The sequence below is a fragment of the Amycolatopsis sp. NPDC051373 genome, from assembly GCF_040689465.1.
Taxonomy (GTDB): domain Bacteria; phylum Actinomycetota; class Actinomycetes; order Mycobacteriales; family Pseudonocardiaceae; genus Amycolatopsis.
Window position 1 is genome coordinate 35973 of sequence record NZ_JBFBAE010000042.1, and the last position, 15202, is coordinate 51174.

Annotated in this window: 16 protein-coding genes; 10 read left to right on the top strand and 6 right to left on the bottom strand. The window is 70.4% G+C overall.

Annotation, left to right across the window (positions count from 1 at the left end):
• The first annotated feature begins 143 nt into the window (after positions 1 to 143).
• The 5 genes from AB0383_RS46330 to AB0383_RS46350 all read left to right on the top strand — a co-directional run bounded on the left by AB0383_RS46330 (position 144) and on the right by AB0383_RS46350 (position 7283).
• Positions 144 to 5129 (top strand): NAD-glutamate dehydrogenase, encoded by a 4986-nt coding sequence (locus AB0383_RS46330; RefSeq protein WP_366190834.1) that lies wholly within the window; start codon positions 144 to 146, stop codon positions 5127 to 5129.
• A complete protein-coding gene (locus AB0383_RS46335) occupies positions 5126 to 5548 on the top strand; it encodes a thioesterase family protein (RefSeq protein ID WP_366190836.1) in 423 nt (140 codons plus the stop codon). The genes AB0383_RS46330 and AB0383_RS46335 overlap by 4 nt, the downstream gene beginning before the upstream one ends.
• Entirely contained in the window at positions 5541 to 6191 is a 651-nt protein-coding gene (locus tag AB0383_RS46340) for a hypothetical protein (RefSeq protein ID WP_364173380.1), read from the top strand. The genes AB0383_RS46335 and AB0383_RS46340 overlap by 8 nt, the downstream gene beginning before the upstream one ends.
• Positions 6192 to 6376: 185 nt before the next feature.
• The gene (locus AB0383_RS46345; protein ID WP_366190839.1) at positions 6377 to 6646 is read left to right on the top strand and encodes a hypothetical protein; all 270 of its coding nucleotides are present in this window, start codon (positions 6377 to 6379) and stop codon (positions 6644 to 6646) included.
• Between the two features lie 232 nt (positions 6647 to 6878).
• Complete coding sequence (locus AB0383_RS46350; protein WP_364173373.1) at positions 6879 to 7283, top strand: DUF6292 family protein; 405 nt, start codon at positions 6879 to 6881, stop codon at positions 7281 to 7283.
• Here the strand turns inward: AB0383_RS46350 and AB0383_RS46355 are convergent.
• Together AB0383_RS46355 and AB0383_RS46360 are read right to left on the bottom strand one after the other, a co-directional pair.
• Positions 7270 to 8166: a fatty acid desaturase gene (locus tag AB0383_RS46355; RefSeq protein ID WP_364055339.1), complete on the bottom strand. Its 897-nt coding sequence runs from the start codon at positions 8164 to 8166 to the stop codon at positions 7270 to 7272. The genes AB0383_RS46350 and AB0383_RS46355 overlap by 14 nt on opposite strands.
• Before the next feature lie 338 nt (positions 8167 to 8504).
• A complete protein-coding gene (locus AB0383_RS46360; RefSeq protein WP_220243000.1) occupies positions 8505 to 8708 on the bottom strand; it encodes a cold-shock protein in 204 nt (67 codons plus the stop codon).
• A gap of 459 nt (positions 8709 to 9167) precedes the next feature.
• Here AB0383_RS46360 and AB0383_RS46365 point away from each other — a divergent pair, with 459 nt between their 5' ends.
• Complete coding sequence (locus AB0383_RS46365) at positions 9168 to 9356, top strand: hypothetical protein (protein WP_220242999.1); 189 nt, start codon at positions 9168 to 9170, stop codon at positions 9354 to 9356.
• A gap of 18 nt (positions 9357 to 9374) precedes the next feature.
• Here the strand turns inward: AB0383_RS46365 and AB0383_RS46370 are convergent, their stop codons facing one another.
• From AB0383_RS46370 to AB0383_RS46380, 3 genes are read right to left on the bottom strand one after another with little or no spacing between them, the layout of a single operon-like run.
• Entirely contained in the window at positions 9375 to 10973 is a 1599-nt protein-coding gene (locus AB0383_RS46370; protein ID WP_366190843.1) for a glycoside hydrolase family 13 protein, read from the bottom strand.
• On the bottom strand, positions 10973 to 11362 hold the full coding sequence (locus AB0383_RS46375; protein ID WP_285973727.1) for a globin: 390 nt from the start codon (positions 11360 to 11362) through the stop codon (positions 10973 to 10975). Before AB0383_RS46375 ends, AB0383_RS46370 begins: the two co-directional genes overlap by 1 nt.
• Before the next feature lie 33 nt (positions 11363 to 11395).
• Positions 11396 to 12376 (bottom strand): mechanosensitive ion channel domain-containing protein, encoded by a 981-nt coding sequence (locus AB0383_RS46380; RefSeq protein ID WP_366190845.1) that lies wholly within the window; start codon positions 12374 to 12376, stop codon positions 11396 to 11398.
• Between the two features lie 398 nt (positions 12377 to 12774).
• On the opposite strand from AB0383_RS46380, the gene AB0383_RS46385 reads away from it, so the two are divergent.
• Entirely contained in the window at positions 12775 to 13227 is a 453-nt protein-coding gene (locus tag AB0383_RS46385) for an HNH endonuclease (RefSeq protein WP_220246993.1), read from the top strand.
• A 167-nt stretch (positions 13228 to 13394) separates the two neighbouring features.
• Here AB0383_RS46385 and AB0383_RS46390 read toward each other — a convergent pair whose 3' ends face one another.
• Entirely contained in the window at positions 13395 to 13757 is a 363-nt protein-coding gene (locus AB0383_RS46390; RefSeq protein WP_366190847.1) for a hypothetical protein, read from the bottom strand.
• A gap of 285 nt (positions 13758 to 14042) precedes the next feature.
• On the opposite strand from AB0383_RS46390, the gene AB0383_RS46395 reads away from it, so the two are divergent.
• From AB0383_RS46395 to AB0383_RS46405, 3 genes are all read left to right on the top strand, one after another.
• Positions 14043 to 14297, top strand: a complete 255-nt coding sequence (locus tag AB0383_RS46395; RefSeq protein WP_220242995.1) for a hypothetical protein — start codon at positions 14043 to 14045, stop codon at positions 14295 to 14297.
• Positions 14284 to 14778: a DUF5130 family protein gene (locus tag AB0383_RS46400; protein ID WP_366190850.1), complete on the top strand. Its 495-nt coding sequence runs from the start codon at positions 14284 to 14286 to the stop codon at positions 14776 to 14778. Before AB0383_RS46395 ends, AB0383_RS46400 begins: the two co-directional genes overlap by 14 nt.
• 288 nt (positions 14779 to 15066) lie before the next feature.
• Positions 15067 to 15198 carry a hypothetical protein gene (locus tag AB0383_RS46405; protein WP_366190852.1) on the top strand — a complete coding sequence of 44 codons (132 nt, stop codon included), beginning with the start codon at positions 15067 to 15069 and terminating at the stop codon, positions 15196 to 15198.
• Positions 15199 to 15202: the final 4 nt, after the last annotated feature.

Sequence of the window (15202 nt, forward strand, 5' to 3'; positions counted from 1 at the left end):
ACCCCCAGTCACATAAGGTAAATTTAAGTCTGGACAACTCCTGGTCTTTGTTACGGGCCCGGCGGGGTCGGATTAGTGTGGGGGTGTCCGCCACGTTGTGGTGACGGACGCGTCTCGATCTCGAAACTGGAGAGTTGCCTCACATGAGCTCGACGGGAGTCTCGTCCCCGCCCGGAACAGATGTCGGTGCCGAAGTCGGCGCGTTGCGTCGCTCGGCCAGCCCGGAGCAGCTCCGGGACGAGCTGATCGACGCCGCGGCGGCGTTGGCGCCCGAGATCGGTGACCTGATCCGCCTGTACTACCGCCACATCCCGGCGGAGGAGATCGTCGGTGACGACCCCGTGGCGCTCGTCGGCGCGGTGCGCTCGCACCTGCAGCTGGCGAAGCAGCGCATGCCGGGACGCCCGGCGGTCCGGCTGCTGAACCCCAACGCGCCGCAGGACGGCTGGACCCGCGAGGCCACCGTCGTGCAGGTGGTCACCGACGACATGCCCTACCTCGTCGACAGCGTGGCGGCCGAGTTCGCGCGCGACGGCGTGCAGGTGCACCGCATCGTCCACCCGATCGTCGTGGTCAGCCGCGACGTCACGGGCGAGCTCGCGGGCCTGCACCCCGACGCCGACCCGGCCAACCCGCCCGCGATGTCGGCGGCCGAGTCGTGGATGTACCTCGAGATCGACCTCGTCACGGACCCGAACCGCGCCCGCGAGCTGGACAACCGGCTGGCCTCGGTGCTGGGTGACGTCCGCGAGGTCGTCGAGGACGCCGACAAGATGGCGCAGACCGCGCGCTCGGTGGCGGAGTCGCTGGAGCAGAACCCGCCGAAGCTACCCGACCCCACGCAGGTCGACGAGGGCGCCCGGCTGCTGCGCTGGCTCGCCGACGGCCACTTCACCTTCCTCGGCTACCGCCGCTACGAACTGGTCGAGAACCCGCACCGCGACTCCGACGAGCCGGCGTTGCGCGCGGTCCTCGCGTCCGGCCTCGGTGTGCTGCGCCAGGACAGCCTCGCCGCCCGCAGCCTCACCACGGGCCCGGACGCCTACGCCAGCGCGCTGTCCCCGACGCTGCTGGTGCTCACGCAGGCGAGCGCGCCCTCGACCGTGCACCGGCCGGTGTACCCGTACTACGTCGGCGTCAAGACGTTCGACGACGAGGGCAACGTGACCGGCGAGCACCGGTTCCTCGGCATGTTCACCACCACGGCGCTGCACGAGAACGTGCTCGACATCCCGGTGGTGTGCAAACGCGTGCGCGAGGTCATCCACCGCGCCGGCTTCCCGATGGAGTCCTTCTCCGGCCAGCGGATGCTGGAGGTGCTGCAGAACTGGCCGCGCGCCGACCTGTTCTCCGCCGACACGGATTCGCTCTACGCCACCACGACCGGTGCGATCACGCTGTCGGATCGCCGGCGGCTGCGGCTGTTCCTGCGCCGCGACCCGTACGGCCGCTTCTACTCCTGCCTGGTCTACCTGCCACGCGACCGCTACACCACGCGCTCGCGGCTGGCGATGCAGAAAGTGCTGCTGGAGGAGCTGGAAGGCACGCAGCTCGAGTACAGCGCACGCATCGGTGAAACCGTGCTCGCGCAGGTGCACTTCATCGTGCACACCGACCCGGCGCACCGGATCGAGCCCGACACCCTGCGGATCCAGGAACGCCTCAACACCGTGGTCCGCAGCTGGGACGACCGCATGGTCGAGGCGATCCTGGCCGAGCGCCGCGAACGCGCGGGCGACGGCCAGCCGATCGGCGTGATGGGCGAGGAGTCCGCCGTCGACCAGGGCCAGCGCTTCGCCGCGGTGTTCCCCGAGGGCTACAAGGAGGACTTCACCGCCGACGAGGCGCTCGCCGACCTGCGAAAGCTCGACACGCTGGACGACGAGGGCGACCTCGCGCTGTCGTTCTACCTGCCTGCCGACGCCGAGCCGGGCGAGCGCCGCTTCAAGCTCTACCTGCGCGGCGAAGGCGTCACGCTGTCGAAGGTTCTGCCGCTGCTGCAGGCCATGGGCGTCGAGGTCGTCGACGAGCGGCCGTACGAGCTGTTCCGCGAAGACGGCGGCGCCAGCTGGATCTACGACTTCGGCCTGCGCATCTCGGCGAAGTACCTCGACGAGAGCAGCACTGTCGCGCTCGACGCGCTGCGCGAGCGGTTCCAGGAGGCGTTCCACGCGGCGTGGCGCGGCGATGCGGAGGTCGACGGCTTCAACGGCCTCGTGCTGCGCGCCGGCCTCACGTGGCGCCAGGCCGCCGTGCTGCGCGCGTACTCGCGGTACCTGCAGCAGGTCCGCAGCCCGTTTTCCCAGGAATACATCCAGAACACGGTGCTCAAGCACACCGAAGTGGCCATGCGGCTGCTGAACCTGTTCGAGACGCGCTGCGATCCGCAACTGTCCGATGTGGACCGCAAGACGCGCGAGGACTCGCTCGTCGGCGAGATCACCGCGATGATCGACGAGGTCACGAGCCTCGACGAGGACCGCATCCTGCGCCGTCTCATGGCCGTGATCAACGCGACGCTGCGCACCAACTATCACGTGACCGGCGCGGACGGCGCCACGCGGCCCTACCTCGCGATCAAGCTCGACCCGAGCGGCGTGCCGGAGCTGCCGGAACCGCGCCCGAAGTTCGAGATCTTCGTGTACTCGCCGCGCGTGGAGGGTGTGCACCTGCGCTTCGGCGAGGTCGCGCGCGGTGGCCTGCGCTGGTCCGATCGGCGCGAGGACTTCCGCACGGAGGTGCTCGGCCTGGTCAAGGCGCAGGCGGTGAAGAACGCCGTGATCGTGCCCGTGGGCGCGAAGGGCGGCTTCGTGGTGAAGCGCCCGCCGGTCCCGACCGGCGACGCGAGCCTCGACCGCGACGCGCAGCTGACCGAGGGCATCGCGTGCTACCGCATGTTCATCTCGGGCCTGCTCGACCTCACCGACAACCGCGTCGAGGGCAAGACCGTGCCCGCGCCGGGCGTGGTGCGCTACGACGCCGACGACAGCTACCTCGTCGTCGCGGCCGACAAGGGCACCGCGAAGTTCTCCGACATCGCCAACGAGGTCTCGGGCCAGTACGGCTTCTGGCTCGGCGACGCGTTCGCCTCCGGCGGCTCGGTCGGCTACGACCACAAGGCCATGGGCATCACCGCCAAGGGCGCGTGGGAGAGCGTGAAGCGCCACTTCCGCGAGCTGGGCAAGGACACGCAGACCGAGGACTTCACGACCGTCGGCATCGGCGACATGATGGGCGACGTCTTCGGCAACGGCATGCTGCTGAGCGAGCACATCCGCCTCGTGGCCGCGTTCAACCACATGCACGTGTTCCTCGACCCGAACCCGGACGCCGCGGCGACCTTCGCGGAGCGGCGCCGTCTGTTCGACCTGCCGCGCAGCTCGTGGGACGACTACGACCGCTCGCTCATCAGCGAGGGCGGTGGCATCTACCCGCGCTCGGCCAAGACGATCCCGATCAGCCCGCAGGTGCGCGAGGCGCTCGGCATCGCCGAAGGCGTCACGCACCTGCCTCCGATGGAGCTCATCCAGGCGATCCTGCTGGCGCCGGTCGAACTGCTGTGGAACGGCGGTATCGGCACCTACGTCAAGGCGGAGACCGAGACCCACGGCGACGCGGGCGACAAGGCCAACGACGCGATCCGCGTCAACGGCAACCAGCTGCGCGTGAAGGTCGTGGGTGAAGGCGGCAACCTGGGCCTGACCCAGCTCGGCCGCATCGAGTTCGCGCGGGCCGGTGGCAAGATCAACACCGACGCGCTCGACAACTCCGCCGGCGTCGACTGCTCCGACCACGAGGTCAACATCAAGATCCTGCTCGACCACCTCGTGGCGACCGGGGACCTCGAGCACACGCGGCGCAACTCGCTGCTGGAGGAGATGACCGACGAAGTCTCCGACCTGGTGCTGGCCGACAACTACCGGCAGAACGCGGTGCTCGGCGTGAGCCGGGCCCACGCCGGCCCGATGGTGTCGGTGCACGCGCGGCAGGTGTCGTCGCTCGTGGCGAAGGGTGCCTTCGACCGCAACCTGGAAGCCCTGCCGAGCTCCTCGGAGTTCCGCGCGCTGGAGAAGGCGGGCGAAGGCCTGTCCTCGCCGGAGCTCGCGACGCTGCTGGCCCACGTGAAGCTCGACCTCAAGGACGAGCTGCTCGCCAGCGAGCTGGTCGACTCCGAGGTGTTCACGCGCAGGCTGCCCGAGTACTTCCCGAAGCCGCTGCGCGAGCAGTTCACCGACGCGATCTCGCAGCACCCGCTGAGCCGCCAGATCATCACCACGCTCGTGACCAACGAGCTGGTAGACGGCGGTGGCATCTCGTTCGTCTTCCGCCTGATGGAGGAGATGAACGCGACGGCCACCGACGCGGTGCGCGCGTACGCGGTGGTCACCCACGTCTACGACCTGCCGACGCTGTGGGCCGAGATCGACGCGCTCGACAACGTGGTGCCCACCGCGGTCGCCGACGCGATGGTGCTGGAGACACGCCGGCTGCTCGACCGCGCCGCCCGCTGGTTCCTCACCAACCGGCCGCAGCCGCTCGCGCCGCTGGCCGAGATCAACCGGTTCGGCCCGGTCGTCGCGGAGCTCGGCCCGAAGCTGGGCGACCTGCTGCGCGGGCGCGAGCTGGAGTCCGTGGAGGAAGACGCCGGCAAGCTCGTGGCCGACGGCGTGCCCGCCGACCTCGCCCGCCGGGTGGCGCTGCTGCTGCACAGCTACGGCCTGCTCGACGTGGTCGAGGTCACCGAGCTGGCCGAGCAGCAGGTGGGGCTCGACGCGCTGCACAGCCCGGCCGACACCGCCGAGCTGTACTTCGCGCTCTCGGACCACCTGGACATCGACAAGATGCTCACCGAGATCAGCAAGCTCGAACGCGGCAACCGCTGGCACGCCCTCGCCCGGCTCTCGCTGCGCGACGACGTGTACGGCTCGCTGCGTGCCATCACGCTCGACGCGCTGCGCCACAGCGACCAGGACGTGGAGGCCGACGCCCAGATCGCGCAGTGGGAGAAGACCAACGCGTCGCGGCTGTCGCGCGCCCGCGTGGCGCTCGACGAGATCACCCGCTCCGGGCGCCTCGACCTCGCGACGCTGTCGGTGGCGGCGCGCCAGATCAGGAGCACGGTGCGGTGACCTACGTTTCGCACGTCCGGCCGCGCTGGTCGGACATGGACGTGTACGGGCACGTCAACCACGCGAACATGGTGACGCTCCTGGAAGAGGCGCGGATCCCGGTGCTGTTCGGCGACGCGGTGAAAGCCGGTCTCACCGAGCTGCCCAAGGGCGTGGTCGTGGTGAAGCTCGGCGTGCACTACCGCGCGCCGATCGTCGTCACGCCCGAGACGACGGTGCGGGTGGAGATCACGCTCACCGAGGTGAGGGCGGCAAGCATCACGCTTGCCTACGTCGTGCACACCGGGCCCGAGGAGTCGGACCCGGTGGCCGTGACCGCCGAGACCGTGCTGGCGCCGTACGACACCGTCAAGCTGCGGCCGCGGCGCCTCTCCGCCGAGGAGACCGAGTTCCTCAAGAAGGTGTTCGCCGATGCCTGAGCTGCGCATTCCCGACGCGGGCGACCGCGACACGCTCGGCGCGTTCGTCGCCCGCGCGGTGCGGCTCGACGGCAACACCGCCGTACGCCTGCGCAACCGCCCCGACGGTGGCAGCGGTACCGGCACTGTCGAAGCGTGGACGGCCACGCCGTTCGAGGTCCTCGCCACCCGCGCGGTGGCGGGGACCGTGACCCCGGCCGACATCACGGTGTCGGGCAACGAGCTGCTGGCGGCCCTCACGGTCGCCGGCGGCGAGGTCATGGACCCGGGCCCCGCGCGCGACCTGCTCTGGCACGCGGAGCTGCCCGCGTCCGGCCGCTGGCAGCTCGTGGACGACCTGCCGGTCGGCGTAGTGTCCGACCTGGCCGACCGCGGCGTCACCCTGGCCCGCGACAACGTCGGCCCGCACGGCACGCCGCCGGCGTCGCTGATGGATCAGGCCGTGCTGACGGTGACCGGCGGCGAGCTCGAGGTGAAGGTGCAGCTGCGCTGCCTGTTCGCCTTGTCCGGCATGGGGTTGTTCGACTCTTCCATCACCGGTGACGTGGTCCGCGTGACGGCCACGGACTCGTGGCTGCGGCTGGACGCGCGGTATGGGGCGGTGCTGAAGCGAAGGCACGCGTTGTTGCCGCTTCTGTTCTGAAAAATCGTTGCGTGATTCCTGGGGTGAGCCTCGCCATTCCGCGGGGCTCGCCCCAGTCACATTGTCTGTTCGCTTTGTCTGGAATTGCGCGCAGCAGGCACCCGCCATTGCCCCTTCGCTTCTGATTTTCTTGCGATTTCCTTGTGGCCGTGGTGCATTCCCGGCGACAGTGCGAGGGTGGGGACATGACCGACCCCGACGGCGACCCGACGGCAGATTTCCTCGCCGACGTGCGTGCCGAGCAGACGCCGTGGCGAACCGACCGCCCGGCCGACGCCGAGGGACCCGAGCAGGCGGGCAAAACCGCGCGGCCCGGCCGTTTTTCGCGGGTCGGCCGAGCCGTGGGTGAGGCCGCTCCGTATGTGCAGGCCGCATTGTTCACGGCGTGGATCGCCACGTCAGTGGCCGATTCCGGCGACAGTTCGGGCGGGATGAACGGAGGTCAGAGCGGTTAGGCGGTCCCCGTGGACCGAAACTCCGGGTAGAGTCGGTGCCGGATCAGCCGCCGATGTCCGATTCGGCGCGACCTCGAACACCGCACCGCCGGTTGTCGTGGCTTTTTGCGCGCACGCGGTCCGAAGGCCGTTTCCGCCTGCCAGAGCCGAATTGCCGACGGTGGAGGGGAGACCCATGCTCCTGTCCGGTCCCGATCGTCTGACAACCGAAGCCGTACACGAAGACCCACTGGTGCTGAGACGGGCCCTGGTCGGCTACGTACGCGCGGTGGCCGAAGCCCTGGACGTCTCCGTGGAGGGAACGTCATGCGAGGTCGCCGACACGGTCACGGCCTACGTGGCGCTGAGCCGCCGCTCGCCGCGTTACCCCGGCCGTGACTTGATGTTGCTCTGGAACTACCGGCAGGGCTGGACGCTTTCCGTCGAGACGAGGCCGGCCGAGCCGCCGCTCGTCGTCGCGCGCCTGGGCGGAGACGTCGTCCCGGAACCCGCCCTCGTGGGCCGGTTCGTCGCCGAGGTCGTCTCGGCTTCCGACAAGGGCGCGTGGATCACGCCGCCCAGCCGCACCGCCGCCGATCGGGGCGAGCTGGCGGCCCGGCTGGAACGACGTGCCCGTCCCGTCGTCAGGCGGTCTTGAGCTTTCGCGCCAGCCGCTCCGGGCGGGGCCAGCGAACCTGAGACGCCCAGTTCAGCTTCTCGAACAGCCAGATGAGCCGAGCTGACGTGTCCAGCTGGCCCCGGCCCACGCCGTGGCGGGCGCCGGTCGGGTCGGCGTGGTGGGAGTTGTGCCACGACTCGCCGAACGACAGGATCGCCAGCGGCCAGAAGTTGGCCGAGCGGTCCCGCGCCTCGAAGGGGCGCTCACCGATCATGTGGCACAGCGAGTTCACCGACCACGTCACGTGGTGCAGCGCCGCCACCCGCACGAGCCCGGCCCAGAAGAACGCCGTGAGCGCGCCCCACCAGCTCATCGTGGCGAGGCCGCCGATCAGCGCCGGCGCCAGCAGCGTCACGGCGGTCAGCACGGGGAAGAGGCTGTCGACGCGGCGGATGTCCGGATCGTCCAGCAGGTCCGGGGCGAAGCGGCGCGAGTTGGTCTTGTCGCGGTCGAACAGCCAGCCCATGTGCGCGTGCCAGAAACCCTTCGCCAGCGCCGCCGGAGTGGTGCCGTAGCGCCACGGGGAGTGCGGGTCGCCGTCGCGGTCGGAGTAGGCGTGGTGGCGGCGGTGGTCGGCGACCCACGAGATCACGGGGCCCTGCATCGCCATGCTGCCGGCCACGGCGAGCGCGATCCGCAGGCCGCGACGGGCGCGGAACGAGCCGTGGGTGAAGTAGCGGTGGAAGCCGATCGTGATGCCGAGGCCGCTGAGGTAGTAGAAGCCGACGGCGAGGCCGATGTCGAGCCAGCTGAGTCCCCAGCCCCAGGCCAGGGGCACCGCGGCGACGACCGCCAGCAGGGGGAGCACGGCGAACAGCTTCACGAGGAAGGCTTCGGTGCCCGTCTTGCGGCCGGCGAGCATGGGCTCGGGTGCGGGCCGTTCGCGGAGGGCTGTCGCAGAGGGAGTGGGGGAGGGAAGGGTGGCGCGAGGGGTGTCGATGCTGAAACGCTCCTGTCGAGCTGGTCCGATCGCTGCACTCTGCAGGACCGAGGCCGGATCGAGGGTGTGCCCGGGCGCCATTGCCGTTGCGGGGGGATCACACCGTTCGTGCGGTCCGGCCCTCGCGGGCCGGCCGCGACCTCCTCTTTCAACGAACCGTTCTCAGGCAAGGTTCCCGGCGGAGAATTCCGGCAGTTCCCCGAGAACGGCCGAGGGGCCGGTGCACGTGGCACCGACCCCTCGGAGAAACCGTTGTGACGTCAGAGAATCGTGACGGAAGTGGCCTGCGGCCCCTTCTGGCCTTGGCCGATCTCGAACTCCACGCGCGCGTTCTCCTCCAGGCTACGGAAACCGTTGCCCTGGATCTCGGAGTAGTGCACGAACACGTCGCCACCGCCGTTGTCCGGCGTGATGAAGCCGAAGCCCTTTTCGGCGTTGAACCACTTCACGGTGCCTTGCGTCATAAATGTCTCCACCACTGAAAACGATCGAGGTGCCACTTCGGCACCCGGGTCGAAGACCGACGGTTTGATCTTCCGGTGACGGAGAACCACTACGCCCGCGCATCTTGCGAGCGTGGCTGCGGGGAGTACCCACCGCACGAACACAAAATATGACCGCGGCCAGTTAACCACGTCGGACGCGGTCGCACCAGCCCACTGATCAGGTGCGCCACGGCGGCCGGAACCAGTCCACACTGTCTGTCCCTTGTGGACCAAAGGCGGACCGGTGCCGGTGCTGACCAGTGCTTCATTGTGCCCGCGGGTGCACGTCGTGTAGCGTCGGTCACGTCGAGAGAGTTCCCCCGCGCGCCGGCAGCAGAGCCGGCGTCGTCTTCGGCCGACCGCGAGGCCCGAGCCGGCTGCTCGGTCCGGCCGTCGTCCCACTTGTATCTCGACGACTGTTTTTCACAGAGGAGCCTGATGCGCTCGGAACGCCGTCCGCTGTCCCCCGACACCAGTGAGTTCGCCCGAGCCCGCGTCTCCGCGGAGCTGGGCCTGCGCCACCAGCGCGACCAGGCGGCCCGGACCGTCGCCGGCCGTGCCCGCGACGTGGACGACCTGCGTGGCCTGCTGGCCATGCTCGGCCTCGAGGCCGGAGCCCGCGGCTAGCTTCCCGCTTCCCCACGCTCAGACCAGCCACGCCGCCGAGTCCGGTGGCAGCCTGCCGTCCACGAGCGGGCTGCTGGACACCAGCAGCTCGCCGGGCGGCAGGGCGATCGAGCTCGCCGACGTGTTGAGCGCACAGATCAGCCCGCCCTTGCCGCCTCGGCGGAACGCGAAGCAGCCGGCGGGCGCGCCGTACCACTCCAGCTCGTCCCCGGCGCGGAAAGCGGCTTGCGTCTTACGCAGCTCGACGGCTCGCCGGTACAGCGAGAGCGTGGACGACGCGTCTTCCAGCTGGCGTTCCGGGGTGAGCCCGGCCCACTCGGGCGGCATCGGCAGCCACGTCCGCGGGTTTCGCGAGAAGCCGAACGGCGGCAGTGAACCCTCCCACGGCATCGGAACGCGCTCCGGATCCCGGCTGAACTGCGAGCCTTGGCTGCGCGCCCGCGGATCGGCCATCGTCTCGGGCGGGATGTCGACGTTCGGCAGGCCCAGTTCTTCGCCGTTGTACAGGTAGACCGCACCTGGTAAGGCCAGTTCCACGAGCGCCATGGCCCGCGCGCGCCGCAGGCCGGCCGCGCCGCCGCCGTAGCGGCTCACGGTGCGCCACACGTCGTGGTTGGACAGCGTCCACGTGGCGGGCGCGCCGGCCGCGCGCGGCACGGCCAGTGAACGCTCGATCGACGTGCGCATCGCGTCGGCGTCGAAGTGAGTGAGGACCAGGCGGAAGTTGAACGCCAGGTGCAGCTCGTCGGGCCGCAGGTAGCGTGCGAGGCGGTCCTCGTCGTGCACCCAGATCTCGCCGACGGCCATCGTGTCCGGGTACTCGTCGAGCACCTTGCGGATCATCTGGTGGACCTCGTGCACGCCGTCGTCGTCGAAGCGCGGGTCGAAGTGCTCGCCGCCGCCGAACCCGGACGCGCGCGGGTCCATGTCGGGCAGGCCGGGCGGCTTCGCCATGCCGTGGGCCACGTCGATGCGGAACCCGTCGACGCCGCGGTCGAGCCAGAAGCGCAGGGTGCGCTCGAGGTCGTAGCGCACGTCCGCGTTGCCGTAGTTGAGATCCGGCTGCTGCGAGGCGAACAGGTGCAGGTACCACTGCCCGTCGGGCACCCGTGTCCATGCGGGCCCGCCGAACACGGAAACCCAGTTGTTGGGCGGTTCCGAGCCGTCGGGGCCGCGGCCGTCGCGGAAGACGTAGCGGTCGCGCTCGGGGCTGCCGGGCGCGGCGGCCATCGCCGACTTGAACCACGAGTGCTGGTTGCTGGTGTGGTTCGGGACGATGTCCACGGTCACCTTGATGCCGCGCTCGTGCGCCTCGGTGAGCAGCACGTCGAAATCGCCGAGCGTGCCGAACATCGGGTCCACGTCACGCGGGTCGGACACGTCGTAGCCGTGGTCGGCCATGGGGGAGCGGTAGAACGGCGTGAGCCACAGCGCGTCGACGCCGAGCAGTTCCAGGTATCCCAGCCGGCTGCGGATGCCTTCGAGGTCGCCGACCCCGTCGGCGTCGGAGTCGGCGAACGAGCGCACGTAGACCTCGTAGAAGACGGCGTCGGACCACCACGCCGGGCGGGGCGGGCCCTCCGGGGGCCGGCGGTGCCCCGCCACCGGGCGTCTCATCAGACGAAGCTGTTCATCATGCTGTTTGCCGCCATCTCGAGGTAAGCCCACAGCTGCTCGCGGTACGGCTCGGGCAGGTTCTCCTCGTCGACCGCCACGCGGATCGCGCGCAGCCACGCGTCGCGCTCGATCGGGCCGATCTTGAACGGCGCGTGGCGCATCCGCAGCCGCGGGTGGCCGCGGCGGTCGGAGTAGGTGTGCGGGCCACCCCAGTACTGGATGAGGAACAGCCGGAAGCGCTCCTCGGCCGGGCCGAGGTCCTCTTCCGGGTACAGCGGGCGCAGGATCTCGTCGGTCGCCACTTCCTGGTAGAAGCGCGCGACGATTCGCCGGAACGTCGGTTCACCGCCCACGGCCTCGTAAAGGTTCGCCGGTTCGGAGCCACTCACAGTCGACACCCCTCCATCTTGCCCTTACCCCGGCTACTTGTCGGCGCCCGGTGCGGACAGGAACCGGCCCAGCGGCGGCTCGAAGCCGGCCTCCTCGAGCGCGGCGAGCAGGTGCGCACGCAGCGCCCGCTGCACGGCCCACTGCTTGCCGGGCCGCACCTTCACCGTCAGGCGCAGCAGGATGCCCTCCGGTGTGACCTTCTCCACGCCCAGCATCTCCGGTGGCTCCATCACGTTGGTGGCGAGCGCTTCGCTCTCGGAGGCCTTCGTGGCCGCGGCGGTGAGCACGGTCGTGGCGAGGTCGACGTCGGCGGAGTAGCCCAGCGGCACGTCGACCACGGCCACGGCGAAGCCCTGGCTGGAGTTGCCGACGCGCAGCACCTCGCCGTTGCGCACGTACCAGACGGTGCCCTGCAGGTCGCGCAGCGTGGTGATGCGCAGGCCCACGGCCTCGACTGTGCCGGTCGCGGCGCCGATGTCGACGATGTCGCCGACGCCGTACTGGTCCTCGATCATCATGAAGATGCCGGACAGGAAGTCGCGCACCAGGTTCTGCGCGCCGAACCCGATCGCGACGCCGACGACGCCCGCGGACGCGATGATCGGCGCCAGGTTGATGCCCAGTTCGCCCAGCACGAGGATGAACGCCAGGCCGTAGATGAGGAACGTGGCCATCGACTTCAGCACCGAGCCGATCGTCGTGGCCCGCTGCCGGCGCCGCTCCACCACGGCCGGGCCGAGCACGTCGGGGGCGCGTTCGCGCAGCGGTCTCAACAGGGCGGGCAGCTTGCCGCTGCCGCCGCGCGGCAGCGTGGTCACGCGGTCGACGAGCCGGCGTGTGAGATACCGCACGAGGAACGCGAGCACCAGGATCAGGATGATCCGCAGCGGCTTGGTCACGAGCCAGCCCGCCGAACCGGCGAGCCACTCGTTGTGCGTGATCGAAAAGACCTGTGAGCACCAGGTGCTGGGGTCGGAGATGCACGCTGGCGGGGCGCTGAGCACGGCGTTCACGGGGTCGAACAGTCCTTCCGTCGCTTCGGTTCACCCAACGGCAAGTGGATGTTGGGTCGCAGGCACGTGACACGTCACGTAACACACGTGCACTTTGGGGCTGATGTGTGGTCGACTATGCCTGCACCGGTGGAGGTGGTCGAGTGCCAGACCGACAACCCGTCCCCCTCGGCGGCGCCGGCCAAGCCATGGCCGAGCAGTCGCCGGAGACGGTCCTGCGCGCCTGCCCGGGAGGTTCCGCACCCGGCGGAACGAACCCGGCCGGGCCGGGGACCCGACCAGGGGGAGTTTCCCGTCCGCCCGGACAGCGTAGAGGCCGGGACCCGGCGACCCCGCCCTGGGGCCGCCGTCGCGTATTGCTGCTGAACGCCACCTTCGAGCCCCTCACCGCGTTGCCCATGCGGCGCGCGGTGGTGCTCGTGATGTGCGGCAAGGCGGAAGTCGTCCACGGCGACCCGGGTGGCGTGGAGTTGCACGCCGCGACCGTGTCGCTTCCCGTCCCGTCCGTGATCCGGCTCAGCACGTACGTGCGCGTGCCGTACCGCGCGAAGGTGCCGCTGACCCGGGCCGGGCTCATGCACCGCGATCGGTACCGCTGCGCCTACTGCGGCGGCCGGGCCGAGACGATCGACCACGTCCTGCCGCGCAGCCGCGGCGGACCGCACAGCTGGACCAACTGCGTGGCGTGCTGCGCCAAGTGCAACCACCGCAAGGCCGACAAGCTCCTCTCGGAGCTGGGCTGGCGCCTGCGCGTGGTGCCGAGGGCGCCCCACGGCCCGCACTGGCGCCTGCTGGCGCACTCCAAGGAGGCCGACCCGCTGTGGCGGCCGTACTTGGGTTCCGCGGCCTGACGGACTGTCTGACGGCCCGTTGGGAAGGCTCTGACACGTCGGCGCCCCGGCTGCCTGTGCGGCGGCCGGGGCGAGCCGATGATTCGCTGAACGCTGCCCGTGCGTGGTCCGCGCGGCGGCTTCGTCTTCACGCGCGCGCCCTTGCCGGGTGCGCGCGTTCTGCTTTCTCAGGCGGCCAGCGCGAAGTCGGCCTGGAAGGTCACGCGGGTGCCCCGGGTGACGCGGGTGCCGTTGGTGACGCGGGTGACTCGGGTGCCGCACGTGACTCGCGTGCCACGGGTCACGCGGGTGCCCCTCGTGACGCGGGTGCCGGCCGTCACACGGGTGCCGTTGGTGACGCGCGTACCGCGGGTGACCCGGGTGCCGCGCGTGACTCGCGTGCCGCCGGTGACGCGGGTACCGCGAGTGACCCGAGTACCGCGGGTAACCCTTGTGCCGGACGTCACGCGCGTTCCGGGCAGGAATTCGGTCTCGCTGGGTGACGAAATGGGCTCGGTGATCGCCTGTGCGGGGGGCTGGACGCTCTGCATGAGGTGGCCTCCTGGGACCGGTGCGTGACCTGCTGGGGCTGAGGAGCGGACCGCAAGGCCCGTACAGGTGAAAAAGCTACGAGGATTTCAGTGCGCCGACAAGACGGGGGCGACCGGTACGGCCGCCTGTACGTTGAGTTGCAACCTTTCGGCCCGCCCGGCTTCGCCCCAACGTTCCAGCGCGCGCGGGCCAAGCGGCGGACGGGCGCTCCCGCACGACAAGCGGTCACCTCTCGGCGCGGCGCCGCGCGGTGGCTGCCAGGGTCATCCGATACGCTCACCGGCGTGAACGTTGTCGAGACGATCCTGGTCTACGCGGTCATCCCCCTGGCCATCTACTTGGTGGTCGGTGCGGCCACCCTGCGGAAGAAGTTCTCGGGGACGCCGCGGTACCGGCCGGGACAGCCGTGGGAGTACCCCGCGATGTGGTGGACCGCCAACCCGGAGGGTGTCGGTGCGGGTCACCACGCCGTCGATCCGGACTCTGTGGTGCCCTCGGGCACCGTGACTGCTGCCGGAGGCGCACGTGGCAAGTGGTGAACTCGCGCACTCGGCCACCGCGGTCGATGTCGCGGAGAAGGACCTGCCCTTTGGTGAGGTGATCACCAACAGCGGCCGCCGTTCGGCGGCCAAGATGTACGAGCCCGCCGAGCCGACCAGCCCGTTCTCGGTTCAGCAGCTCGCTCGCCTGGACGAGGCGCTGACCTTCGCGACGCGCGAGTCCGGCGTCGCCTTCAGCGTGTACCTCGGCGACCTCGGCGAGGACACCCGCGCCGGAGCCGAGAAGCTGCTGGCCTCGACCGAGGACCCGGCCAACTCCGTGGTCCTCGCGGTCTCGCCCGCGCAGCGCGCGATCGAGATCGTGGTCGGCGAGCGCTCGCACGTCCGCCTGCCCGACCGCGGCGCCAACCTGGCCGTGGCGAGCATGGTCGCGTCGTTCAAGGAGGGTGACCTGGTCGGTGGCCTCGTCAACGCCCTGCGCATGCTGAGCGACCAGGCCGGGCCGGACCTGAAGCACTGACGTCCGCCTGACGCACCGAAGGGGGCCTCCTCGACTGTCGAGGAGGCCCCCTTCGGCGTTCACGGGTGTTTCCCGGCGTTCTCGGTGGTGCTCGGTCAGGACCTTGTGCAGACGGCGTGCTCCGGCACCCCCCAGGGATCAAGAAGGGCATGGTGGCGCACGCGGCGAGGGCGGCGGCGCTCGGCCTCGCGCCGGCGCAAGCTCTTCGCGGCCGAGTAACTCGTCCCGGGACGCACCGGCGTTGCCACGGACGGCCCGGGCACCGAGGTGTTGCGACGCGAGAGCGCAGTGCCGCCTGAGGGAACCACGGTCACCTACGTCGAGACGCGCGCCGGCTGGGGTGTCGGGAGCGCCGCCTCCGCCGCGGAGGCGACCGCTCAGACGCTGGTCAGCGCGATGGCGCGAGCGGCCGGCCGGTGACGCG

Coding starts and splice junctions, on each gene's coding strand:
- AB0383_RS46340 (WP_364173380.1), top strand. CDS start 5,541: ATGCCTGAGCTGCGCATTCCCGACGCGGGCGACCGCGACACGCTCGGC.
- AB0383_RS46390 (WP_366190847.1), bottom strand. CDS start 13,757: ATGCAGAGCGTCCAGCCCCCCGCACAGGCGATCACCGAGCCCATTTCG.
- AB0383_RS46370 (WP_366190843.1), bottom strand. CDS start 10,973: ATGAGACGCCCGGTGGCGGGGCACCGCCGGCCCCCGGAGGGCCCGCCC.
- AB0383_RS46365 (WP_220242999.1), top strand. CDS start 9,168: ATGCGCTCGGAACGCCGTCCGCTGTCCCCCGACACCAGTGAGTTCGCC.
- AB0383_RS46345 (WP_366190839.1), top strand. CDS start 6,377: ATGACCGACCCCGACGGCGACCCGACGGCAGATTTCCTCGCCGACGTG.
- AB0383_RS46355 (WP_364055339.1), bottom strand. CDS start 8,166: ATGCTCGCCGGCCGCAAGACGGGCACCGAAGCCTTCCTCGTGAAGCTG.
- AB0383_RS46330 (WP_366190834.1), top strand. CDS start 144: ATGAGCTCGACGGGAGTCTCGTCCCCGCCCGGAACAGATGTCGGTGCC.
- AB0383_RS46360 (WP_220243000.1), bottom strand. CDS start 8,708: ATGACGCAAGGCACCGTGAAGTGGTTCAACGCCGAAAAGGGCTTCGGC.
- AB0383_RS46385 (WP_220246993.1), top strand. CDS start 12,775: ATGCGGCGCGCGGTGGTGCTCGTGATGTGCGGCAAGGCGGAAGTCGTC.